Annotated in this window: 20 protein-coding genes; 11 read left to right on the top strand and 9 right to left on the bottom strand. The window is 66.1% G+C overall.

Annotation, left to right across the window (positions count from 1 at the left end; translation table 11 throughout):
• Positions 1-135 precede the first annotated feature (135 nt).
• Positions 136-381: a hypothetical protein gene (locus ACQR1Y_RS29775; protein WP_434860175.1), complete on the top strand. Its 246-nt coding sequence runs from the start codon at positions 136-138 to the stop codon at positions 379-381.
• A gap of 34 nt (positions 382-415) precedes the next feature.
• On the opposite strand, the gene dapA is transcribed toward ACQR1Y_RS29775, so the two are convergent.
• The 4 genes from dapA to ACQR1Y_RS29795 all read right to left on the bottom strand — a co-directional run bounded on the left by dapA (position 416) and on the right by ACQR1Y_RS29795 (position 2,518).
• Positions 416-1,366, bottom strand: a complete 951-nt coding sequence (dapA, locus tag ACQR1Y_RS29780) for a 4-hydroxy-tetrahydrodipicolinate synthase (RefSeq protein WP_434879172.1) — start codon at positions 1,364-1,366, stop codon at positions 416-418.
• Positions 1,363-1,632, bottom strand: coding sequence for a hypothetical protein (locus tag ACQR1Y_RS29785; RefSeq protein WP_434879171.1), 270 nt, complete (start codon positions 1,630-1,632; stop codon positions 1,363-1,365). Before ACQR1Y_RS29785 ends, dapA begins: the two co-directional genes overlap by 4 nt.
• Positions 1,633-1,772: 140 nt before the next feature.
• A complete protein-coding gene (locus ACQR1Y_RS29790) occupies positions 1,773-2,057 on the bottom strand; it encodes a hypothetical protein (protein ID WP_434860172.1) in 285 nt (94 codons plus the stop codon).
• 17 nt (positions 2,058-2,074) lie between these two features.
• Positions 2,075-2,518 (bottom strand): hypothetical protein, encoded by a 444-nt coding sequence (locus ACQR1Y_RS29795; RefSeq protein ID WP_434860171.1) that lies wholly within the window; start codon positions 2,516-2,518, stop codon positions 2,075-2,077.
• Between the two features lie 265 nt (positions 2,519-2,783).
• On the opposite strand from ACQR1Y_RS29795, the gene ACQR1Y_RS29800 reads away from it, so the two are divergent.
• The 8 genes from ACQR1Y_RS29800 to ACQR1Y_RS29835 all read left to right on the top strand — a co-directional run bounded on the left by ACQR1Y_RS29800 (position 2,784) and on the right by ACQR1Y_RS29835 (position 11,668).
• Complete coding sequence (locus ACQR1Y_RS29800; protein WP_434879170.1) at positions 2,784-2,948, top strand: hypothetical protein; 165 nt, start codon at positions 2,784-2,786, stop codon at positions 2,946-2,948.
• A 10-nt stretch (positions 2,949-2,958) separates the two neighbouring features.
• Positions 2,959-3,048 carry a K(+)-transporting ATPase subunit F gene (locus ACQR1Y_RS29805; protein ID WP_434860169.1) on the top strand — a complete coding sequence of 30 codons (90 nt, stop codon included), beginning with the start codon at positions 2,959-2,961 and terminating at the stop codon, positions 3,046-3,048.
• Positions 3,049-3,082: 34 nt separating this feature from the next.
• On the top strand, positions 3,083-4,786 hold the full coding sequence (gene kdpA / locus ACQR1Y_RS29810) for a potassium-transporting ATPase subunit KdpA (RefSeq protein ID WP_434879169.1): 1,704 nt from the start codon (positions 3,083-3,085) through the stop codon (positions 4,784-4,786).
• 16 nt (positions 4,787-4,802) lie between these two features.
• A complete protein-coding gene (gene kdpB, locus ACQR1Y_RS29815; protein WP_434879168.1) occupies positions 4,803-6,920 on the top strand; it encodes a potassium-transporting ATPase subunit KdpB in 2,118 nt (705 codons plus the stop codon).
• Between the two features lie 118 nt (positions 6,921-7,038).
• Positions 7,039-7,647: a K(+)-transporting ATPase subunit C gene (locus ACQR1Y_RS29820; protein ID WP_434879167.1), complete on the top strand. Its 609-nt coding sequence runs from the start codon at positions 7,039-7,041 to the stop codon at positions 7,645-7,647.
• Positions 7,648-7,711: 64 nt separating this feature from the next.
• Positions 7,712-10,429, top strand: coding sequence for a DUF4118 domain-containing protein (locus ACQR1Y_RS29825; RefSeq protein ID WP_434879166.1), 2,718 nt, complete (start codon positions 7,712-7,714; stop codon positions 10,427-10,429).
• The gene (locus ACQR1Y_RS29830; protein ID WP_434860164.1) at positions 10,426-11,115 is read left to right on the top strand and encodes a response regulator; all 690 of its coding nucleotides are present in this window, start codon (positions 10,426-10,428) and stop codon (positions 11,113-11,115) included. Before ACQR1Y_RS29825 ends, ACQR1Y_RS29830 begins: the two co-directional genes overlap by 4 nt.
• A gap of 250 nt (positions 11,116-11,365) precedes the next feature.
• The gene (locus ACQR1Y_RS29835) at positions 11,366-11,668 is read left to right on the top strand and encodes a DUF6496 domain-containing protein (RefSeq protein ID WP_434860163.1); all 303 of its coding nucleotides are present in this window, start codon (positions 11,366-11,368) and stop codon (positions 11,666-11,668) included.
• 447 nt (positions 11,669-12,115) lie between these two features.
• Here ACQR1Y_RS29835 and ACQR1Y_RS29840 read toward each other — a convergent pair whose 3' ends face one another.
• Complete coding sequence (locus ACQR1Y_RS29840) at positions 12,116-12,994, bottom strand: Ku protein (RefSeq protein WP_434879165.1); 879 nt, start codon at positions 12,992-12,994, stop codon at positions 12,116-12,118.
• Between the two features lie 820 nt (positions 12,995-13,814).
• Between ACQR1Y_RS29840 and ligD the strand changes: the two genes are divergently transcribed.
• The gene (gene ligD, locus ACQR1Y_RS29845) at positions 13,815-16,544 is read left to right on the top strand and encodes a DNA ligase D (RefSeq protein ID WP_434879164.1); all 2,730 of its coding nucleotides are present in this window, start codon (positions 13,815-13,817) and stop codon (positions 16,542-16,544) included.
• Positions 16,545-16,611: 67 nt separating this feature from the next.
• On the opposite strand, the gene ACQR1Y_RS29850 is transcribed toward ligD, so the two are convergent.
• The gene (locus tag ACQR1Y_RS29850; protein ID WP_006614022.1) at positions 16,612-16,776 is read right to left on the bottom strand and encodes a DUF3309 family protein; all 165 of its coding nucleotides are present in this window, start codon (positions 16,774-16,776) and stop codon (positions 16,612-16,614) included.
• Between the two features lie 171 nt (positions 16,777-16,947).
• On the opposite strand from ACQR1Y_RS29850, the gene ACQR1Y_RS29855 reads away from it, so the two are divergent.
• Positions 16,948-17,259, top strand: coding sequence for a polyhydroxyalkanoic acid system family protein (locus ACQR1Y_RS29855; protein ID WP_434879163.1), 312 nt, complete (start codon positions 16,948-16,950; stop codon positions 17,257-17,259).
• Here ACQR1Y_RS29855 and treY read toward each other — a convergent pair whose 3' ends face one another.
• Genes treY through glgX form a run of 3 tightly spaced genes read right to left on the bottom strand, consistent with a single transcriptional unit; the run spans position 17,260 to position 23,905 of the window.
• Complete coding sequence (gene treY, locus ACQR1Y_RS29860; protein WP_434879162.1) at positions 17,260-20,064, bottom strand: malto-oligosyltrehalose synthase; 2,805 nt, start codon at positions 20,062-20,064, stop codon at positions 17,260-17,262.
• A 2-nt stretch (positions 20,065-20,066) separates the two neighbouring features.
• Positions 20,067-21,833: a malto-oligosyltrehalose trehalohydrolase gene (treZ, locus tag ACQR1Y_RS29865; RefSeq protein WP_434879161.1), complete on the bottom strand. Its 1,767-nt coding sequence runs from the start codon at positions 21,831-21,833 to the stop codon at positions 20,067-20,069.
• Positions 21,830-23,905 (bottom strand): glycogen debranching protein GlgX, encoded by a 2,076-nt coding sequence (gene glgX, locus ACQR1Y_RS29870; RefSeq protein WP_434879160.1) that lies wholly within the window; start codon positions 23,903-23,905, stop codon positions 21,830-21,832. Before glgX ends, treZ begins: the two co-directional genes overlap by 4 nt.
• Position 23,906 lies beyond the last annotated feature (1 nt).

Consider the following 23,906-nt stretch of genomic DNA (forward strand, 5'->3'; position numbering starts at 1 on the left):
CCGCCCCGTTTCGTTTCGGCCCTTATGGCTTTCCTATGAAAGGCCCGATCGGCCCGTCTCGCATTCCTACGCCGAGGCGCCGCATTCTTCGCTTCGCCGGTCGATCTCGTGCCGGCTGCTTTGCGGAGAATGGACATGAGTTCGGTGACGCCGTTTCGTGACCTCCACGGTGCTGACGTCATCCGGGCACCCCGGCTGTCGCGCCTGGGCAGAGCATTGCGTCGGACCTTCAGGGCCATCCACGCGGCGATCGCCGCAGCCAAGCTCCGACGCCTGCGCAACGAGTTGCTGCTGCGCCGCGGCGCCATCGCGCGCATCGAGTCCGACATGTCGCGCCGGCCGCAGGTGCCATTGCTCCTTTGTGAGAAGTGGGACTTCTGAGACCCGGCCGACCGGGTGGGTGCGGGCTTCGGTCTCAGAGCAAATGGGGCGAGCCCGGAGCGGTCTTGGAAAGCGTGGTGCTCATCCGCGCCATGGCGTGGGCCACCATGCCTTTCGCAGCCGTGTCCAGCTCCGTCAGCGGCAGGCGGACATCGGCGGCGGCGAGGCCCTGCAGGCTCAGGGCCTGCTTCAAGGCTGCGGGCACCTCGCGGTTCGTCAGCTCGATCAGCGGCAGCAACCGGCGATGCAGCCGTCGCGCCGCGGACCAGCGTCCACACTGGCAGGTGGTGAGGATCGCGCTGCAGAGCTGCGGAGCGACATTGGCGACGAGTGAGAACCAGCCGTCACACCCGGCTGCCGCCAGCGGCACGGCTGCCGTGTCATCGCCCGCCAGCAGGCGGAAGCCGGGCGGCACCAATGCGCGCAGGCGGACGATGCGCGCGACATCGCCGGTGGCATCGCGCAGGCCGACGAACTGCGCCCATCGTGCCAGCCGGACCAGGATCTCGTCGGGCAGCGCGCGGGCCGTTCGTGACGGGCAGTCGTGCAGGATGATCGGCAGCGCAGTGGCATCCCCGACCGCACGAAAATGCGCGTAGATGCCCTCCGCGGTCGGCCGGTTGTAGTAGGGGACCACCGACATCACCGCGTCGGCGCCCGCGGCAGCCGCCTGCCGTGTGTTCTGCACCGCTTGCAGCGTCGAATTAGAGCCGGCTCCGGCGATGACGAAAACGCGGTTGCGGGCCGCAGCCACCGCCGTGCGGATGACGGCGTCGCGCTCCGCCGCTGTCAGCGTGGATACTTCGCCTGCGATCTCGCACACCAGGATTGCGCTTGCGCCGGCTTCGATCTGCCGTGCGCAGAGTCTGTCGAGCGCTGGGGTGTCGAGCGCACCATCGGCGGCGAATGGCGTTGGAATGTCCGCGATGGCGCCGGCCAGCCAGCGTGTTGCAGGTTCGCGTCGAGCCGGGGAGGTCTGGCTCATGCGACCGGCCGTTTTCCGTACAACAAGCCGACGGGAGCGAGGCGTCCCTCGGTGTCGAGCTCGATCGTGCGCGACAGCTCGACGATCGTTTCGGGGTGATGCCCGTTTTCGAACAGCGCGTATTTCATCGCCTCGGCGCGGCTGACGAACAGGCCGCCATAGAGACCGTTCTGCTCCTGCGCGACCCATTGACCGCGGCTGTTGCGCCCGATCAGCACGAGCGCGGCCGCAGCTTTGTTCGACGAGGGAGGTTCGACGAGCTTCATGGATATGGTCCTTCTGATGTGACGCGGAGCTGCCGCACGGCAGGGCGTCGGTGTCGTTGGTCGGATATCGGGTGGCCGGGATAGGACATCGATGCGACGCAGCGGGAGACCTCATAGCCACGGCATAAAGGGCGCGTGCTCTAGGATCCCGCCGATGTCGTCAGCGTCATCACGGCGCAATACAGCGCGAGGTATCCGGCCAACTCGTCCCAATGGTTCAGGCCGGCGGAGAAGACGCGCTCGCGCCGCAGCGTGGCGAGCACGGCGCAGAGAATGACGGTCATCCACAGCAGCGCTGCGAGGCTGCGTCCGAAGCCGATGCTGCCGAAGCTCGCGAACACGACGAGGATCGCGGTGCGCAAGCCGAAGCGCAGCAGGACACGGGCCGCGGAGAGCTCCACGGGATTGTCGGCCGAGACGATCATCGCAAAGCGCTTCGCCGTTAGAAATTGTCGCAGCAGAGCAGGGCCGCGAGGTCGGGCTCGGCGGCGTGGCGTCCCGAGCCGGGGGCTGGCTGCGGCTCGAGACGCTGCGCCTCGACCGCGGCGTGGAGGATCGCCAGCGACAGGTCGCTATGCGTTGCCTCGGCGCAATGGTCGAGCCAGTCGGGCATCTCGCGCTGCTGCGACAGCGCGCAATGCCATTCACCGTCATCATAAGCGAGGCGGCGCAGCGACCAGCGCGGCAGCCGCAAGGCGATCAGCTCCAGCGCCGCGTCGATGCGAGCCTCGGCGCGCAGCAATTGGTCGATCCGCACCCGTCGCCGTCCGCGCGCCGACAGCGGCGAGACCCCCTCCTCCTCGCCGAGAAGATCCGTGAGCAGCGTGGCGGCTTCCTGCGCGGCCAGTTGGGGCTGCGCGGCATCCAGGGTGATCGTGTGCGGCATGATGTTGTTTCCGTCGTCCGTGAGCGGCGGCCCGACCGGGGCCGCGCCCTGCAATCTGGCGGCAGAAGCCGTAGGAATGCGAGAGGGCGGGGACGGGGAAGAAATAGGCGCGGCATAAACGCCGGCCGCCAGCGCCGGCTCCTATGCGCGCGAGCGCGGCGCCCGCCGATCCGGGCCGCGGAATCCCGCGGTCTTTATGGGATTCCTATAACTTTCCCGACCGCGCTGTCTCGAAAACCTATGCGGTCCGATGCCACCTGGGAGCGTGGAACGGACCGCGGCCGCCAATGCACGCGGCCGTCCGCTCCACGCGTTGCGCGTCTGTCGCGCACATGAGGAGCACACCATGCTGGACCTTCTGATGCTGGCGCTCGCCGCCGGCTTCTTCGCGTTGGCGATCGGCTACACCTATGCCTGCGAGCGGCTGTAGGAGACGCGCCATGATAGTCGACTATTCGCTCGCCGGCGCCGTTTCCATCGCGCTGCTCATCTATCTCACCTACGCGCTGCTGCGGCCCGAGCGGTTCTGATCCGCGCGCATCAGCATCTCCAAGGACAATCCCCATGACCGTCATCGGCTGGATCCAGATCCTGCTTTATTGCGCCGTCATCGTCGCGCTCGCCAGGCCGCTCGGCTGGTACATGACGCGCGTCTTCGACGGCGAGCGTACCGTCCTCTCGCCTGTGCTGCGCCCTGTCGAATCCGCGATCTACTGGATCGGCGGCGTCGACGAGCGCCGCGAGCAGCATTGGCTGACCTACACGGTCGCGATGCTGCTGTTCCATGTCGGCGGCTTTCTCATTATCTACGGCGTGATGCGGCTGCAGGCCGTGCTGCCGTTCAACCCCGCCGGCCAGTCGGCCGTCGCTGAGGATCTGTCGTTCAACACCGCGATCAGCTTCCTCACCAACACCAACTGGCAGAACTACGGCGGCGAGAGCACGCTGTCCTATCTCGTGCAGATGCTCGGCCTGACGCACCAGAACTTCCTCTCGGCCGCCACCGGCATCGTGCTGGCGATCGCGCTGATCCGCGGCTTCGCGCGGGCTTCCGCGCGCACCGTCGGCAATTTCTGGGTGGATGTCACCCGCTGCACGCTCTACATCCTGCTGCCGCTGTGCATCGTCTACACGCTCTTCCTCGTGTGGCAGGGCATCCCGCAGACGCTCGGGCCCTACGTCGAGGCAACGACGCTCGAAGGCGCCAAGCAGACCATCGCGGTCGGGCCGGTGGCCTCGCAGGTCGCGATCAAGATGCTCGGCACCAATGGCGGCGGCTTCTTCAATGCCAATGCCGCGCATCCGTTCGAGAATCCGACCGCGCTGTCGAACTTCATCCAGATGATCTCGATCTTCGCGCTCGGCGCCGCGCTCACCAACGTGTTCGGCCGCATGGTCGGCAACCAGCGCCAGGGCTGGGCGATCCTCGCCGTGATGGGCGTGCTGTTCATCGCGGGCGTCGCCGTGACGTACTGGGCGGAAGCGAGCGGCAGCAATGTGCTGAATGCGCTCGGACTGACCGGCGGCAACATGGAGGGCAAGGAGGTCCGCTTCGGCATCGTCGCGTCCTCGCTGTTCGCCGTGATCACGACCGCCGCGTCGTGCGGCGCCGTCAACGCGATGCATGACAGCTTCACCGCGCTCGGCGGCATGATCCCGCTGATCAACATGCAGCTCGGCGAGATCATCGTCGGCGGCGTCGGCGCCGGCCTCTACGGCATGCTGCTGTTCGTGGTGCTCGCGATCTTCGTCGCCGGCTTGATGGTCGGACGCACGCCGGAATATGTCGGCAAGAAGATCGAGGCCCGCGAGGTCAAGATGGCGATGCTGGCGATTCTCGTGCTGCCGCTGATGTATCTCGGCTGGACCGCCGTCGCCGTGGTGCTGCCGTCCGCCGTGGCATCGATGGCCAATGCCGGACCGCACGGCTTCACCGAGGTGCTCTACGCCTTCACCTCGGCGACCGCCAACAACGGCTCGGCGTTCGGCGGCCTCACCGGCAACACCTTCTTCTACAATCTGACGCTCGCAAGCTCGATGTTCGTCGGCCGCTTCTTCATGATCATCCCGGCGATGGCGATCGCAGGCTCCTTGGCCGAGAAGAAGTCGATCCCGCCCTCCGCCGGCACGCTGCCCACGACGGGCGGCCTGTTCGTCGGCCTCGTCGTCGGCGTCATCCTGATCATCGGCGGCCTCACCTTCTTCCCCGCACTCGCCTTGGGTCCGATCGTCGAGCATCTCGCGATGACCGCCGGCACCGTGTTCTGATCTCGGAGCAACCTCCATGGATACCATCAAACTCTCGAGGCGCTCGTCGATGTCGACGATGCTCGATCCGGCGATCCTGCTGCCGGCCATCAAGGCGGCGTTCGTCAAGCTCGACCCGCGGCTGATGATCAAGAACCCCGTGATGTTCGTCGTCGAGGTGGTCGCGGCGCTCACCACGGTGATCTTCCTGCGCGACGTCGTCACCGGCGGGGCCAATCTCGGCTTCACCTTCCAGATCATTCTCTGGCTGTGGTTCACCGTGCTGTTCGCCAATTTCGCCGAAGCCGTCGCCGAAGGGCGCGGCAAGGCGCAGGCGGATTCACTGCGCAAGACCCGCACCGAGAGCCAGGCCAAGCTGCTGACCGGATCGAGCGCGACCGACCACAGCTACAGACTGGTGGCAGGCACGAGCCTGAAGGTCGGCGACATCGTGCTGGTCGAGGCGGGGGACACCATCCCGTCGGACGGCGAGGTGATCGAAGGCGTCGCCTCGGTCAACGAGGCCGCCATCACCGGCGAGTCCGCACCTGTCATCCGCGAGTCCGGCGGTGACCGTTCGGCGGTGACCGGCGGCACGCAGGTGCTGTCGGACTGGATCCGCGTGCGCATCACGGCGGCCCAGGGCTCGACCTTCATCGACCGCATGATCAGACTGGTCGAGGGCGCCGAGCGGCAGAAGACGCCGAACGAGATCGCGCTCAACATCCTGCTCGCCGGCCTGACCATCATCTTCGTGTTCGCGACCGTCACGATCCCGAGCTACGCGGCCTATGCCGGCGGCTCGATCTCGGTGGTGGTGCTGGTGGCGCTGTTCGTGACCCTGATCCCGACCACGATCGGCGCGCTGCTGTCGGCCATCGGCATCGCCGGCATGGACCGCCTGGTGCGCTTCAACGTGCTGGCGATGTCCGGCCGCGCCGTCGAGGCCGCTGGCGATGTCGACACGCTGCTGCTCGACAAGACCGGGACCATCACGCTCGGCAACCGCCAGGCGACCGCGTTCCGTCCCGTCAGGGGCGTCAGCGAGCAGGAGCTCGCCGACGCGGCGCAACTCGCCTCGCTCGCCGACGAGACGCCGGAAGGGCGTTCGATCGTCGTGCTCGCCAAGGAGAAATACGGTATCCGCGGCCGCGACATGTCCGAGCTCGGCGCCACCTTCGTACCGTTCACGGCGCAGACCCGCATGAGCGGTGTCGATGCCGGCGGCTCCTCGGTGCGGAAGGGCGCGGTCGACGCGATCCTCAACTATATCAACGGCGGCACGATGCAGGTCGCCTCGGGCAATACGATGCGCGCGATCCAGCCGATGGAGAGCGAGCTGGCCCGCGAGATCCGCGCCATTGCCGACGAGATCGCAAAGGCTGGCGGTACGCCGCTGGCCGTGGCGAAAGACGGCCGGCTGCTCGGCGTCATCCAGCTCAAGGACATCGTCAAGGGCGGCATCCGCGAGCGCTTCGCCGAGCTGCGCCGCATGGGCATCCGCACCATCATGATCACCGGCGACAATCCGATGACGGCGGCGGCGATCGCGGCCGAAGCCGGGGTCGACGACTTCCTGGCCCAGGCCACCCCCGAGGACAAGCTCAAGCTGATCCGCGACGAGCAGGCCAAGGGCAAGCTGGTGGCGATGTGCGGCGACGGCACCAACGACGCGCCGGCGCTGGCGCAGGCCGATGTCGGCGTCGCCATGAACACGGGCACGCAGGCGGCGCGCGAGGCCGGCAACATGGTCGATCTCGACTCCAACCCGACCAAGCTGATCGAGGTGGTCGAGATCGGCAAGCAGCTGTTGATGACGCGCGGCGCGCTGACCACGTTCTCGATCGCCAACGACGTCGCCAAATACTTCGCCATCATCCCGGCGATGTTCCTGGCGTTCTATCCGCAGCTCGACGTGCTGAACGTGATGCACCTCGCGAGCCCGCAGAGCGCGATCCTGTCGGCGATCATCTTCAACGCGCTGATCATCATCGCGCTGATCCCGCTGGCGCTGAAGGGCGTCGCCTACCGCGCCATCGGCGCCGGCGCGCTGCTCGGCCGCAACCTGCTGATCTATGGCCTAGGCGGCATCATCATCCCCTTCATCGGCATCAAGGCGATCGACCTGATCGTGACCGCCTTGCATCTGGCCTGACAACCACACCCGCCGTCATTGCGAGCGAAGCGAAGCAATCCAGACTCTCACACGCCGCCCTGGATTGCTTCGTCGCTTCGCTCCTCGCAATGACGGCAGACACATAGGAGAGCTCATCATGCTCAAAGAAATCCGTCCCGCCATCTTCGTTCTGCTCGCACTGACGCTCATCACGGGCCTGCTCTATCCGCTCGGCATGACCGTCGTCGCCGGCACCATCTTCCCGACGCAGGCCGAGGGCAGCCTGATCACGCGCAACGGCGAGGTGATCGGCTCGGCGCTGATCGGCCAGGAGTTCAAGGACGACAAGTATTTCCACGGCCGGCTCTCGGCGACGACGGCCGCCGACCCGAACGACGCCACCAAGACCGTGCCGGCGCCCTATAACGCCGCCAACTCCTCCGGCTCCAATCTCGGCCCGACCAGCAAGGCGCTGGCCGATCGCGTCAAGGAGGACGTCGACAGGCTCAGGTCCGAGAACCCCGCGCAGCCGGTGCCGGTCGACCTGGTGACATCCTCGGCGAGCGGCCTCGATCCGGACATCTCGCCGGAGGCGGCGCTGTTCCAGGTGCCGCGCGTCGCCAAGGCGCGCGGTATCCCTGAGGATCGCGTGCAGGCGCTGGTGGCGAAAAACACCGACGGGCGGCTGATCGGGCTGCTCGGCGAACCCCGCGTTAACGTGCTTGCGCTCAATCTGGCGCTCGATGCCGCAACGGCAACCAAGTAACGGCCAAGTGAGGTCGCCTTGCGCCCTTGTCTTGGCCTCGGGGGACCTCCGTCTATAATGCCGCATGGCCAGCCAACGCCGCGACCCTGACCAACGTCCCTCGCCGGAAGCCCTGCTCGAGGCAGCCCGGCGGGAGGAGAGTCCTGCCGGCAAGCTCAAGATCTTCGTCGGCGCCGCCCCCGGCGTCGGCAAGACCTATGAGATGCTGTCGAGCGCGCATGCCCGGATGAAGGCCGGCATCGACGTGGTCATTGGCTTCGTCGAGACCCACGGCCGGGTGGAGACCGAGGCGCTGGTGCGCGGGCTCGAGGTGATCCCGCGCAAGCGCATCGCCTACAAGGACCAGGTCATCGAGGAGATGGACCTGGACGCCGTCATCGCACGCCGCCCGAAGCTCGCGATCGTCGACGAGCTCGCGCATACCAACGTCGCCGGCAGCCGGCACCCGAAGCGCTATCTTGACGTCGAGGAGCTGCTGTCGCAGGGCATCGACGTCTATACGGCCGTCAACGTCCAGCACATCGAGAGCCTCAACGACGTCGTCGCCCAGATCACCCATGTCCGGGTGCGGGAGACCGTGCCGGATTCGATCTTCGACCGCGCCGATGCGATCGAGCTGATCGACCTCACGCCCGACGACCTGATCCAGCGGCTGAAGGAGGGCAAGGTCTATGTGCCCAAGCAGGCCGAGCGCGCGCTGGAGCACTATTTCTCGCCCGGCAATCTGACCGCCTTGCGCGAGCTGGCGCTGCGCCGGACCGCCGAGCGGGTCGACGAGCAGCTGCTCAACCATATGCAGGCCAACGCGATCGCCGGGCCCTGGGCGGCCGGCGAGCGCATTCTGGTCTGCGTCTCCGAGGATCCGCGCGCCGCGGGCCTCGTGCGCTACACCAAGCGCCTCGCCGACCGGGTCCATGCGCCGTGGACAGCGGTCACGATCGAAACGCGGCGCAATCTCCAGCTCTCGGACAAGCAGCGCGACCGCCTTGCCGATACGCTGCGCCTGGCCGAATCGCTCGGCGGCGAAGCGCTGACCATCCCCGGCGTCGGCCGCCGCATCGCCGACGATCTCATCAGCTTCGCGCAAGGTCACAACGTCACCCAGATCGTCATCGGCAAGTCGCAGCGCTCGCGCCTGTTCGAGATCGTCAGGGGCTCGGTGGTGCACGATCTCGTGCGCCGCGCCGGCCATATCAGCATTCACGTCATTCCCGGCGAGGAGCCGTCGGACGCGGCAGAGCCCGTGGTGCAGACCCGCGCGCGCAGCGAGCCGCTGCGGCCCAAGCCGTATCTGATGGCGCTGCTGATCACGGCCGTCGGCCTCGGTCTCGCCGAGCTGATCCAGCCGTTTTTCGGCATCGAGAATGTCGACCTCGTCTTCCTCACCGCCGTGGTCAGCGTTGCCGCGCGCTACGGTCTGGGGCCGTCGCTGCTGGCGAGCTTCGTCTCCTCGCTCTGCTACAATTTCTTCTTCCTGCCGCCGCTCTACACCTTCACGATCACCGACCCGACCAACGTCGCGGCCTTCTTCTTCTTCATGCTCATCGCGATGCTGGTGTCGAACGTCGCCGCGCGCGTGCGCGTGCAGGCCGATGCGGCGACCCAGCGCATCCGCACCACCGAGCAGCTCTATGCCTTCAGCCGCAAGCTCGCGGGGACGGCGACGCTCGACGACGTGCTGTGGGCGACGGCCTATCAGGCCGCGCTGATGCTCAAGGTCCGGGTCGTGCTGCTGCTGCCGCAGGACGGCAAGCTCACCGTGATGGCCGGCTATCCGCCGGAGGATCAGCTCGACGATGCCGATCTCGCCGCCGCGAGCTGGGCGTTCGCCAACGATCGCGCGGCGGGCCGCGGCTCCGACACCTTGCCCGGCGCCAAGCGCCTGTTCCTGCCGATGCGCACCGGGCGCGGGCTGATCGGCGTCATCGGCATCGACGACGACCGCACCGGGCCGCTGCTGACGCCCGACCAGCGCCGGCTGCTCGATGCGCTGGTCGACCAGGGCGCGCTGGCGATCGAGCGCGTGCTGCTGGTCGAGGACATGGACAAGGTCAAGCGCAGCATGGAGCAGGACCGGCTGCGCTCGGCGCTGCTGACCTCGATCTCGCACGACCTCAAGACGCCGCTCGCTTCGGTGCTCGGCGCGGCGTCGACCATGCGCGACCTCGCGACGCGGTTGTCCGACCGCGAGAAGCTCGATCTGCTTGCCACCGTCATCGACGAGTCCGAGCGGCTGAACCGGTTCATCGCCAACCTGCTCGACATGACCAAGCTCGAATCCGGGGCCATCAAGCCGAACAGCGCGCTGCATGACCTCGGTGAGATCGTCGGCAGCGCGCTGCGCCGCGCCGGCAAGATCCTGTCGGGCCACACGATCGCGCTGGAGCTTGCCGCAGACCTGCCGATGCTCGAGCTCGACGCCGTGCTGTTCGAGCAGGTGCTGTTCAACCTGCTCGACAATGCCGCGAAATATGCGCCGGCCGGCACGACGATCGAGCTGCGCTCGCGGCGTGACGGCGCCTGGGTGGTGCTCGACGTCAGGGACGAGGGCGACGGCATTCCGCCCGACGAGGTCGAGCACGTGTTCGACAAGTTCTATCGCGTGCAGAAGGGCGACCAGGTGCGCCCCGGCACCGGCCTCGGCCTCGCGATCTCGCGCGGCTTCGTCGAGGCGATGCATGGCCGCATGACCGCGGGCAATCGCACCGACCGCAGCGGCGCCGTTCTCACCATCCGCCTGCCGGTGCCCGCGCAGGTGAGACCTCTGGAGACCGCCGCATGACCGGTGCGCCGATCAAGGTGCTCGTGATCGACGATGAGCCGCCGATCCGAAAACTGCTGCGGATGGGCCTGGCGACGCAGGGCTATGAGATCCTGGAGGCGCCGAGCGGGAAGGTCGCGCTCGAGAAGCTCGCCGAGGAGCCGGCGTTGATCATCCTCGATCTCGGCCTGCCGGACATCGACGGCCACGAGCTGCTGCGCACCATCCGGGCTCGCAACGACAGCATTCCGGTCGTGGTGCTGTCGAGTCGTGGCGACGAGGCCGGCAAGGTCAAGGCGCTCGATCTCGGCGCCGACGACTACATCACAAAGCCGTTCGGCATGGACGAGCTGCTGGCGCGCCTGCGCGCGGCGCTGCGCCATCAGTTGCAGGTCCAGGGCGAGCGCCCGGTGTTCCGCACCGGCGATCTCTCCGTCGATCTCGTTCGCCGCATCGTCAAGCTCGGCGAGCGCGAGATCAAGCTGTCGCCGAAGGAATATGATCTGCTGCGCGTGCTGGTCCAGCACGCCGGCAAGGTCCTGACGCATCGCTTCCTGCTGAAGGAGCTGTGGGACGAACTGACCGACGCGCAATATCTCCGCGTCTACGTCCGCCAGCTCCGCCAGAAGATCGAGACCGATCCCGAGCGCCCGCACTTCGTGCTCACGGAAACCGGCATCGGCTATCGCCTGCGCGCACCGGATTAGTGCTTCCTTGCAATGAGGAGCCACGGATCTCGATGGAGACGCGCCGTCTGGCCGACGCATCCCGAGCTGTTTGCCCCAAGCACGCTGCGCTCCCTCTCCCCGTCCTTACGGGGAGAGGGTTGGGGTGAGGGGCAGTCGCACGGGTAGTGTAGACCGACGTGCGAGAACTTTCCCAACCGCGTTAGTTCCTCCAAATCGGAACCTTCCTCTGCTCTCGTGATTGCCGTGCTGTCACAGGGAGACCATGTTGATGGCAAAGACAGCACGCAAATACTCCAAGGGCGCGTCGAAGGACGTCGAGCGCGCGATGAAGAAGCGCAAGGCCGGCACGCTGAAGAGCGGTGGCTCGGGGCGCAAGGTCAAGAGCCGCAAGCAGGCGATCGCGATCGGCCTGTCCGAGGCGCGCCGCGAAGGAAAGAAGGTGCCCGCGAAGAAAAGCGCGAAATCGTCGGCGAAGAAGACCGCAAAGAAGTCGTCGAAAAGTTCGAGCAAGAAGAGCACGAAGAAGACAACCAAGAAAACGACGAAGAAGAAGTCGTCGAAGACGAGCTGAGACCTCGGCCTCATGGTTCGAGACGCGCCGCCACGAACACCGCCTTCATGATCCGCTTTCGTGCTCGGCGCTCCTCACCATGAGGGTCTGGCACCCAAAAGGGGTCTTGCACACCGACCATGAACACGCTGAGAGGCGTGTTCATGGAAAGGGGCATGCACCGAGGGCGGTCCTGCACATTGACCATCAGTACGCCAGCCGGCGTCTCAATGGAGAGTTGAGGCGTAGAAAGCAGCGCCGTGGCGCTTAACTCTCCATGAACACGCCGGTCGGCATGTTCATGGTCGGTGCGCGGGACCCGTTTCGGTGCCAGACCCTCATGGTGAGGAGCGCCGAGCCGACCTGCGAACCAGACCAAAGGTGCACAGGGCGGCGCGTCTCGAACCATGAGGCCAGGATCGCGAGGCGGGCCTCTCCTGCGTGCTGTCCCCAAGATCCAGGGTCTCGCTAACCCGCCTTCCTCTGCCGCGCCGCCGAGCGATGCGCCTTCTTCGCCGGTCGCCGATGCGCAGGCGCGCGCCGCGATGGCGCCCGTGACGCCTTCTTCCCACCCTTGCCCAGGCTCTGCTTCAGCGCGTCCATCAGGCTGACCACGTTGCCGGACGTCTCCTCCGGCTCCGGCAGCTTGATCGGCTTGCCCAAAGCCTTGCGCTTGACCAGCGCCTTCAGCGCGGTCTCGTACTGGTCCTTGAACTCCGACGGCTTGAAGTGTGCGGCCTTGGTCTGGAGGATGTGGCCCGCCAGCTCCACCATGTCCTTGGTGATCTTCGGCGACTTGATATCGTCGAAGAACTCCGCCTCGTCGCGCAGCTCATAGGGAAAGCGGAGCGTTGTGCCGAGCATGCCCTTGCCCATCGGCTCGATCGCGATGATGTGCTCGCGATGCGTCAGCACGATGCGCGCCAGCGCGACCCGGTCCTGGTCCTTCATGGCGTCGCGGATCACTGCGAAGGCATCGATCGCCGCCTTGCCGTCAGGAGCGATATAATAGGGATGGTTGAGATAGCGCTGGTCGATCTCCTCGCGCGGCACGAAGCTGTCGATGTCGATCGTATGGTTGCTCTCGATCTGGACCGCCTCCAGCTCCTCCGGTTCGATCTCGACATACTGTCCCTTGGACAGCTCATAGCCGCGGCCCTTCTGGTCGCCCTCGACGATGTCGCCGGTCTCGGCGTCGATCATCTGCTGCTTCAGCCGATTGCCGGTCTCGCGGTTGATCAGGTGGAAGCGCGTCTTCTCCACGGATGTGGACGCCGGATAGAGCACGACAGGACAACTGACGAGCGAGAGTTTGAGCGAGCCTTTCCAATAGGCGCGGGGGGCCATCGGGATCTCCGTGAACGGTGAGGACAGCGTTGCAACGGATAAGTCGTCGTTGCGGTTCCGTGTGCAGCGGCTTGGAGCAATTACCCCGGATGCGCCGCCTGTTTGTTACTCGTCATGCCCGGGCTTGTCCCGGGCATCCACGTCGACCCGCATCCGCCGAACGACGTGGATGGCCGGGACAAGCCCGGCCATGACGCCGTGGAAGTAGCGGGTATGATCGGCTCTGCATAGCGAAAGGGGGCGTTACGATGGAGCATGCCCGTCGGGTTACTATGTCGCACCAAGGATCTCTTGCCTCGTCGGGCAAATCAGCTCGATCTTTCCGCGCATCCCGCCTCATGCAGAGGGCGTACGCGTCGTCACGATACGTGGAGTGTGGGAGGCGATGGACGAGACGGCAGCGTGCGCTTTCATGCGCGGACGAGCGCGGCCTCTCGGACGTGAAGTCGCGTGGTCCTGGCGCCCCGATGCTGGCGTCAAGCCCGTGCTGCTGACGAGGCGCGCGGGCGACGGTGGCTAACAAGCCGGACACCGGGGAGATCGCGGAGTAAGCGTTAACACCATCGCGCAGGGAAGGCCGGTTGAGGGCCGTACCTGTGGTGACTGCCGCCTGCTTTTTGTGTTGCAGGCGGGCCATGGGCCGCGGTCAGCACCCGGCCTTCCCTGCACCCTCTCGCGTGTCGCGGAGGGCGGACGGCAGCAGCACCCGGGCTCCACGAGCGCCGGGAACGCGGAACTTTGCCCGGTGTTATCATGAGGATCGGCCGGTTCCACGAGCCCCCCGGCTTTGCTACGCTACCGCTCAACGCGAGGGATCACCGTGGCGCTCAAGAAGCTTTCCACCTATCGCAAGAAGCGCGATTTCGAGAAAACCGCAGAACCGTCCGGGGAGGCCAAGGTGGCGCCGGCCTCGCGGCCGCGCTTTGTCATCCAGAAGCACGATGCCACCCGGCTGCATTATGACCTCAGGCTCGAATTCGGCGGTGTCTTCAAGTCCTGGGCCGTGACCAAGGGGCCGTCGCTCGATCCGCACGACAAGCGGCTCGCGGTGGAGGTCGAGGATCATCCGCTCGATTATGGCGATTTCGAAGGCACCATTCCCGAAGGCGAGTATGGCGGCGGCACCGTCATGCTGTGGGACCGCGGCACTTGGGAGAGCGACGATCCCGAGCGCGGCTTCAAGAAGGGCGATCTGAAGTTCACGCTGGACGGCGAGAAGCTGCATGGCAGCTGGGTGCTGGTGCGGATGCGCCACGACCGCACCGGCGGCAAGCGCACCAATTGGCTGCTGATCAAGCATCGCGACGAATACGCCAGGGAAGGCGAGGCCAACGACATCCTCGAGGCCGACAAGTCGGTCGCGTCGGGACGTTCGATGGAGCAGATCGCCGCCGGCAAGGGCAAGGCGCCGAAGCCGTTCATGCTGGCCGAGAGCCAGCGCATGAACGCCGATGCGGTGTGGCACTCCAACCGCGGCGATAGCGAGACGAAGATCAACAAGGGATCGACCAAGGCGCGGTCGCCGAAAGCCAAAGCCACAAGAGCCAAGGCGACGAAGGCCAGTGGTGCGAAGGCCCAGCGTGCGACGAAGACCATCGAGCCCAAAACCGTTGCGTCGCTGCCCGACTTCGTTCCGCCCGAGCTCTGCACTTCCGTGGCGGCGCCGCCGAGCGGCGAGGGCTGGGCGCACGAGATCAAGTTCGACGGCTATCGCGTGCAGATCCGGGTCGAGGATGGCCGGGCGACGTTGAAGACGCGCAAGGGCCTCGACTGGACCGCCAAGTTCGGCGCGATCGCGGAAGCCGCGGCCAAGCTGCCGGATGCGATCATCGATGGCGAGATCGTCGCGCTCGACAAGGACGGCAACCCGAACTTCTCGGCGCTGCAGGCGGCGATTTCGTCCGGGCAGACGGATGAGCTGGTGTTCTTTGCCTTCGACCTGATGTTCGTCGAGGAGTTCGACCTGCGCCGCCAGCCGCTGCGCGAGCGGAAGGCACGCCTGGCGAAGCTGCTGAAGGCGAACATGAAGGGCAGGACGCCCGTTATCCGCTATGTCGAGCATTTCGAGAGCGACGGCGAGGCCGTGCTGGATTCGGCGCGCAAGCTGAACCTCGAAGGCATCGTCTCGAAGAAGCTCGACTCCGCCTATCACTCCGGACGCACCGAGAGCTGGACCAAGGCCAAGACCCGGCCCGGCCACGAGGTCGTCATCGGCGGCTGGAAGACGACCAACGGCAAATTCCGCTCGCTGATGGTCGGCGTCAACAAGGACGATCATCTCGCTTATGTCGGCATCGTCGGCACCGGCTTCGGCCAGGATATGGTGAAGGAGATCATGCCGGCGTTGAAGGCGGCTGCCTCCGACAAGAGCCCGTTCAGCGGCAAGAATGCGCCGCGCAAGGCGCGCGAGGTGCATTGGCTGAAGCCTGAGCTCGTCGCCGAGATCGAGTTCGCCGGCTGGACCGCAGACAACAATGTCAGGCAGGCCTCGTTCAAGGGACTGCGCCAGGACAAGCCGGCGCATGAGGTTGTCGCCGAGGAGCCGGTCGTCACGGCAAAGGTGACGAAGCCGGTGGCGCGTGCCGCGGCGACGGTCGCGACCGGCGGCACCACGGTGCACAAGACGCCGTCGCGATCCAAGAGTTCGGCGACGGTGATGGGCGTCGCGATCTCCAAGCCTGACAAGCCGCTGTGGCCGGATGCAGGTGACGGCGAGCCGGTGACCAAGCTCGATCTCGCCAACTACCTCGAAGCCGTCGGCGACTGGATGATCGATCATCTCAAAGGGCGCCCGTGCTCGATCGTGCGTGCGCCCGACGGCATCGGCGGCGAGCGGTTTTTCCAGCGGCACGGCATGCAGGGCATGTCGGACCTGCTCGAGCTGGTGAAGGTCTCCGGTGACCGCAAACCGTATCTGCAGATCGATCGCGTCGAGGGACTCATCGCTGTTGCGCAGGTCGCCGCGGTCGAGCTGCATCCGTGGAATTGCGCGCCCGACGCCTACGATGTGCCGGGACGGCTGGTGTTCGATCTCGATCCCGCACCGAACGTCGCCTTCGAGGAGGTGATCGCCGCGGCCAAGGAGATGCGGCAGCGCCTGAAGACGCTCGGCCTCGAGAGCTTCTGCAAGACCACCGGCGGCAAGGGCCTGCATGTGGTGACGCCGCTGCTGCATGGCGCGCGCGACAAGGTGACGTGGCCGGAGGCCAAGGCGTTTGCACAGGGCGTGTGCCAGTGGATGGCCAATGACAGCCCCGACGATTACCTGCTCAACATGTCGAAGAAGCTGCGCAAGGGAAAGATCTTCCTCGACTATCTGCGCAACGACCGGATGTCGACGGCGGTCGCGGTGCTGTCGCCGCGGGCGCGCGACGGTGCGACGGTGTCGATGCCGATCACCTGGGCGCAGGTGAAGAACGGACTCGATCCGAAGCGCTACACGGTTCGCAGCGTTCCCGCGCTGCTTGCAAAGACGAAGGCTTGGGATGGTTATGACGACGCGGCCGGAGCAATCAAGCCGGCGATCAAGAAGCTCACGGACAAACTGTGAGAGGCAGTTAGTTCGCCGGGCAGACATGGTCTGTGCCACGTCTGCCCGGCGAAAGATCAGAAGTTCATTAGATCCGTCCGAGCAGGACGAGGATCAGCACGATGACGATGATCAGGCCGAGGCCGCCGCCGCCGTAGTAACCGGTTCCGTAGAACGGACCGCCGCCGATGCCGGAAAAGCCGCCGAGCAGGGCGATGATGAGAATGATGAGGATGATCGTTCCGATGGACATGTACTTCCCTCCAGAGCCCGGCAGCGGGGCGGTGCGTCACTCTGCCTTCGCCGAGGAAACTGGTCGGAACTTCGAAAGTTCCGGAAGTGGATCAGGTAAAATAAGGGGTGTGGCTTTGCGGTCGTAAGCCGCCGTGACTACATCAGGACGGTTGTTAGTCAGGAGATCGCGATGTCAAGACCGCTTGTCGTTTCCATTCCTCATCGCCTCGGCAAGGACGAAGCCGTGCGCCGGCTGCAATCCGGCCTGAGTCGGGCTGCGACCAGCATTCCCGTGCTCAGTGTCGACGAGGAGCGCTGGGAGGGCGACAAGATGTTCTTTCGCGTTCGCGCGCTCGGGCAGGCGGCGTCCGGGCACGTCGAGGTGGCCGAGGATCGCGTCCAGGTCGAGGTCACGCTGCCCTGGCTGCTGCAGCGCTTTGCGGAAGCCGCGCAGAACGCGATCCGCAGCCGCGGCCAGTTGCTGCTGACGAAGAAGAGCTGATCAGCTCTGCGGCGCCAATGCAGGCGCTGGCTTGGCACTGTGATCGGAGGAACTTTCCACGCGGGCCGCAAGCACCGCAGCCGGGAGGTGGGTGAACAGCGCGGAGACGGGGAGGGCGCCGTTCTGGATCTGAGGCGCGGAATAGCCGGGAAGATGCACGGTCGCGTCGAACGCATCCGCATGCGGCCAGACGCGGCCGCCGTCGGTGAACGGCGACAGCGTGCGAGCGGCGACCACGATCACCGCCTCGCGGCCGCGGCGGCGCGCAAAGGCGATGATGTGATCGGCATGACGCCCGCTCACCTCGAGCGGCTCGTAGGCGCCGTCGGTGAACATCGATGGCATCTCGTTGCGGAGCTTGATGAGCTGCCGCGTCCAGGCCAGTTTGATGCGACCGTCCGGCCAGTGGTCGGCGAGGGCAGCCCAGTCCGGGGCCTCGCTCTCGCGCAGCGCCTGCTCGCGCGCGGCAAAATCGACCGGGCGGCGGTTGTCGGGATCGACCATCGACAGGTCCCAGAACTCCGTGCCCTGGTAGAAATCGGGCACGCCCGGCATGGTCGCCTTGAGCGTGACCTGCGTCAGCGAATTGAGTGCGCCGAGCAGCGCCACGCGTTTGGCGACGATCTCCAGCGACTGCAGGAACTCCGCCGAATGCTGGCGGTCCAGGACGCGCTCGATGAAGGCGCGCAATCCGGCCTCATACGCCTCGTTCGGATTGAGCCAGCTGGTCTCCTCCTTGCCCTCCCGCGCCGCCTTCAGCGCATAGGCCTGCAAGCGCTCGGGGAGGCTGTCGTCCCAGCCCGTGGCGGGCCAGATGCCGACCAGGGTCTGGTAGAGCATGTATTCGAACGTCGCCGATGGCGCCCGCATGGAGCCGTCGGTGACGACATGCGGCGCATTCATTGTCTTCCAGCGCGCCACCGCCGAGGTCCAGTCGTGGGGCAGCTCGGTCAGCGCCGCAAGGCGCGTGCGGGCGTCCTCGCCGCGCTTGGTGTCGTGGGTGGCCGTCGCCGTCATGCCGTGCGGCCAGTGCTTGGCGCGATCCTGCATCAGCTCGTGGAAGTCGGAAATCGCCATCGCATGCGCCGACGGATCGCCGCCGACCTCGTTGAGCGCGAGCAGCCGGTGGAAGCGATAGAAGCCGGTGTCCTCCAGCGACTTCGCCATGACAGGCCCGGTGAACTGCTGCACCTTCAGCGCAAAGCGGCGCACGCGCGGGACGGAGTGGGTGGTGTTGCGGTCACGCTTGATGAGGTCCATCGTCAGCGCGTCGCGCAGGAAATCGAAGATCGAGCCGTCGGACGCGAACCATTCGGCGCGGGCGCCGGTGATGGCATGGTCGATCAGCTTGCGGTCGGCCTCGGTCGGACCGGCGCCGGTGAGATAGGTGCGGTAGACCGGGAAGTGCAGCACGTACAATTCGAGTGCCTGGCGCAGGCTGTACTCGGAATAGTCGCGCGTGGAGTAGTGGCCGTTGGCGATGCGTGCGAGCAGGCGCGTCAGCACGGTGAACTCGGAGGTCAGCAACGTCTCCAGCACGCGCCGCTTGGCCTCCTTGATGACGGGGGCAAGCTTCGGCGGCTTGTTGCTGATCTGGCGCCAGATCTCGTCGAGCGGCTCCAGCCCCTTGCCATCGATCAGGAGCTGCGTGATGACGTTCATCCACTCGTAGCCGGTGGTGCCGTGAACGCCGGCAAAGCTCGGCAGCTTCTCGTGCTCGCAGAGGATCTTCTCGATCACCACGTAGAACGGACCGACGGCCGGTCCGCGCGCGTCGCGAATGAGACGGCGCAGCCGCTGGAAGTACTGCGCGGGGTCGCGCAGGCCGTCGATATGGTCGAGCCGCAGCCCCTGCAACTGGCCGTCGGCGATCAGCTTCTTGACGAGCCGATGGATCGCCTCGAACGTGCCGGCGTCCTCGACGCGCAGGCCGGCGAGCGTGTTCACGTCGAAGAAGCGGCGGTAGTTGATGTCGCTGGATGCCAGCCGCCAATGGCCGAGCTTGTAGTGCTGCCGCTCCAGCAGATGGTGCAGAGCCAGTGTCTGCGCAGGGCGGCCTTCACCCGCCTTGTAGGCCGAGAGGCCGCGAGCAATGACGTCGGCAGCACCGGGAATGGCCTTGAGCGCGGCCTTGAAGCCCGGCGCTTCCTTGCGGTTCGGATGGCGCAGGCCGGTGTAGCGCGAGGCGAGCTCCAGGATGGCCTTGCCAGCCTCGCTGCTCTCCTCGCCGGCGTCCTTGACGATGATGCGCAGCATCTCGCCATAGCGCTCGGGCGCGACCGGCAGCCGGTGCTCGAAGTACCAGCACGAGAACGAGCCTTCGTCGGCATCGTAGCGCAGCTCGATGTCGCCGTGTTCGAGCGCATGGCCATAGGAGGTGCCGATGATCGGCAGCAGCACGCCGCCGCGGGCGCGATACGGCAACTGGTCCCAGTCGATGTCGAACGAGGCCGCGTGCGGCGAGGCCTGGCCCCATTCAAGCACGTCGAGCCACCACGGATTGTCGTCGAAATGCACGCCGACATGGTTGGGCACGAAATCGAGGATCAGGCCGAGGTCGTACGCCTTCAGCGCTGCGCTGAGCTTGGCAAATCCGTCCTCGCCGCCGAGCTCCGGATTGAGCTTGGTATGGTCGGTGATGTCATAGCCATGCGTCGATCCCTTGCGCGCCGTCATGAACGGCGAGGCGTAGACATGGCTGATGCCGAGCGCCTTCAGGTACGGCACGACGCGCGCCGCCGCCTCGAAGTTGAAATCGGCGGTGAGCTGCAGGCGATAGGTCGCGAGCGGAATGGCTGGAGGCATGACTATCCTCCAATGCTCCAGAACACCGACCAGGGCGGAAGACGATCGCCCGGCGTGCCGCCCCAGATTGGCGTGCTCGTGAGCAGGCTCGCATCACCCGCGATCTCCGTGTCGGAGACGTTGGCGAGCAGCCGCAGCGTGGTGCTGTCGCCCATGACCCAATGCGCGCTGAGGCGGCCATCTTCGGTGACGTCGGCCTTGCCGAAGCTCGCGCCCGGCAGTCGCGGCGCTACATGCCGGTGGCGCGCGACGAGCAGATTGCGCACCAGCGCCAGTCGCTCGCGACCAGGAGACTCGTTGCGCGCGTCCCAATCGATGATCGCGGACTTGAACGTCTCGATGTCGAGCGGATCGGGCACCTCGTCGCCATACTTGGCATACGCCCACTCATATTCCCTGCGGCGTCCCTTGCGCACGGCGTTCGCAAGATCGCCCTTGAAGTCGCAGAAGAACGGGAAGGGCTGCTTCGAGCCCCATTCCTCGCCCATGTACAGCATCGGCACGGTCGGCGCGAGCAGGGTCACGGCGAGCGCGGCCGCGATGCCTTCGGGCGGGGCCAGCGCTTCGAGACGGTCGCCGAACACGCGGTTGCCGATCTGGTCGTGGTTCTGCAGGAAATTCACGAACGCGCCGGGGGCGAGATGACCGCTCGGTTCGCCCCTGGCAATGCCTCCCCAGAAGGCGGCCTGCTCGCCCTGATAGACGAAGCCGGACGCGAGGGCGCGCGCGAGCCCGCTGCGCGGCGATTGCTGGTAGTCGCCATAATAGCCGCCGGTCTCGCCGGTCAGCATCACGTGCCAGACATGGTGATAGTCATCATTCCACTGCGCGCGGAACTTGCCGCGCGGCGGATCTTCAGCGGCGTCGAGCATGCTGGCGCGGTTGTCGCCGTTTTCCAGCACGAGATGGATGTGTCGCCCCGTCTGCGCGGCGAGCTTGCCGACCGCCGCACTGAGATCGTGCAGCATCGGGATCTCACCCTCGTTGTGGAGGATGTGATTGACGGCGTCGAAGCGCAGTCCGTCGAAGCGATAGTCGGTCAGCCAATGCAGCGCGTTCTCGATCGCGAAGGCGCGTACCTCCGGCTTGCGGTAGTCGATGGCGCTGCCCCACGGCGTGTGGGCGTCGGTGAAGAAGGTCGGGGCATAGCGGCCGATGTAGTTCCCCTCGGGACCGAAATGATTGTAGACGACGTCGAGGAACACCATCAGACCGCGCAGGTGCGCCTCGTCGATCAGCGCGCGCAGATCGTCGGGACGGCCGTAGACGTGATCGGGCGCGTAGAGCAGTACGCCGTCATAGCCCCAGTTGCGCGAGCCGGCGAAGTCGGCCAGCGGCATCAACTCGAGCGCGGTGATGCCGGTCTCGACGAGGTGATCGAGCTTGTCGATCATCGCCCTGTAAGTGCCGTCCTGGGTGAAGGTGCCGACATGGCTTTCCAGGAACACCGCATCCTGCCACGGCCGTCCACGCCACTCCTTGGAGCGCCAGGTGTAGGTGCTGTGATCGATCACCTCGCTCGGGCCGAACACATCCTCGGGCTGGAAGTCGGAGCCGGGATCGGGAACGTCGAGCTCGTCATCAATACGAAACTTGTAGCGCGCGCCGCCGCCGACGCCGGGGACATCGAGCGTGTACCAGCCGCCGTCGCCGCCCTGCATCTCATGACGTCCGTCGAGCACCAGATCGACCCGCTCGGCGGCGGGCGCCCACAGCCGGAAGGTCGTGCCGTTGGCGGTGATGCGAGGTCCGAATTGACGCGCGCTCATGACAGGCCCGCATACGCCAGGACAGAGCGGGGTGGTGCCTTCAGGTCAGCCCCTGCTGCGAAGTCGGCCTGCTTCTGCTGGGCTTGGGTGGTGTCGAGAACCTGTTGCCAAATCTTGGTTTCGGCGAGCTTGGGCAATTTGAATCCGATCTCTTCGGGGGCGGCGTTCAGAACGATAAAGATCGGAGCCTGTTCCTGTTCCACCGGGCCGAGCACATAGGCGAGAAATCGTCCGTCGGGAAAAGTCCAGTCGGTCTGCGTCATTTCCTCCGCCGCCGGCGTCAGCCACAACACGCCGAAGCTGCCGTCGGAGCGGCGGCCATCCAACCAGCGGCGCGCGCGGATCTGGCCGAAGCGACGGCGCAATTCTGTCATGTGCGCGATGAAATCGGTGAGGTCGTCGCCCTCGCGACCCATGCCGCTCCAATCGACCCAGCCGACCTCGTTGTCCTGGCAATAGGCGTTGTTGTTGCCGCCTTGCGAGTTGCCGACCTCATCGCCCGCGAGCAGCAGCGGCAGGCCTTGTGCGAGGAACAGACAGGCGAGCTGGTTCTTGCGCGACTGCCGCCGCAGCGCATTGATCGTGACGTCGTCGGTCGGCCCTTCGTGACCGAAATTGTTGCTGTGGTTGTCGTTGGAGCCGTCGCGATTGTCCTCGCCATTGGCCTCGTTGTGCTTGCTGTTGTAGGCGAACAGATCGGCGAGCGTGAAACCGTCATGGACCGTGACGTGGTTGACGCTGGCGCGCTGGGTGCGGCCGTCATGGTTGAAGATGTCGGACGAGCCGGTCATGCGGCTCGAGACTTCGCCGATCAGGCTGCCTTCGCCGCTCCAGTAGCGCCGCATGGCGCTGCGATAGCGGTCGTTCCACTCCGACCATTGCGACGGGAAGGCGCCGACCTGGTAGCCGCCGAGGCCGACGTCCCAGGGCTCGGCGACCAGCTTGACGCCGGCCAGAACAGGGTCCTGCCGGATCGCGGTGAGGAAACCGCTGCGCCGGTCGAAGCCGTGCTTCTCGCGCGCCAAGGTCGTGGCGAGATCGAAGCGGAAGCCGTCGACATGGCAGACCTCGACCCAATAGCGCAGGGAATCCATCACCATTTGCAGCACGCGCGGATGCGTGAGATTCACCGACGAGCCGCATCCGGTGAAGTCGTCATAGAAGCGCGGATTGTCGGGCTTGAGCCAATAATAGGAGGCGTTGTCGATGCCGCGGTAGCACAGCGTCGGCCCGAGATGGTTGCCTTCGGCGGTGTGGTTGTAGACGACGTCGAGCATGACCTCGATGCCGGCGTCGTGCAGCCGCGCGATGGTCGTCCTGAATGCGTCGAGCGGATTGTCCTGCGCGTAGCGCTGCTCCGGCGCGAAGAACGAGATCGTGTTGTAGCCCCAGTAATTGACCAGCTTCTTCTCGACCAGCATGCGGTCGTCGATGAAGGCATGGATCGGAAGCAATTCGACCGTGGTCACGCCGAGCCGCTTCAGATGCTTGATCATCGCCGGCGACGACAGGCCGCCATAGGTGCCGCGGAGGTTCGGCGGCACGTCGTCGCGCTTGTTGGTCAGGCCCTTGACGTGGGCCTCGTAGATGATCGTGTCCTCCCATGGGATCTGCGGCCGCATCTCGCGCCGGCCCCAGTTGAAGGTCTCGTCGATGACGACGGCCTTGGGCATGCCGCGCGCATTGTCGCGGCGGTCGAACGACAGGTCCTCGCGCGGCGAGCCGGCGCGGTAGGCGAAATGCGCGTCGCTCCAGACCAGCCGGCCGGCGAGGCGCTTGGCATAGGGGTCGAGCAGCAGCTTGTTGGCGTTGAAGCGGTGGCCGCGCTCCGGCTCGTACGGGCCATAGACGCGGTAGCCATAGAGCTGGCCCGGCGAGACGTCGTTCAGGTAGCCGTGCCAGACGTCCTCGGTCCGCTCCGGCAGCTCGATGCGTTCGATCTCGCGCCGGCCCTGGCTGTCGAACAGGCAGAGCTCGACCTTCTCGGCATTGGCGGAAAACAACGCAAAATTCGTCCCCCGTCCGTCCCAGGTGGCGCCGAGACGGGCGTGGCTTCCTGCGGCCAAGCGCATG

The sequence above is a fragment of the Bradyrhizobium sp. HKCCYLRH3099 genome (genome assembly GCF_051167855.1).
GTDB lineage: Bacteria > Pseudomonadota > Alphaproteobacteria > Rhizobiales > Xanthobacteraceae > Bradyrhizobium.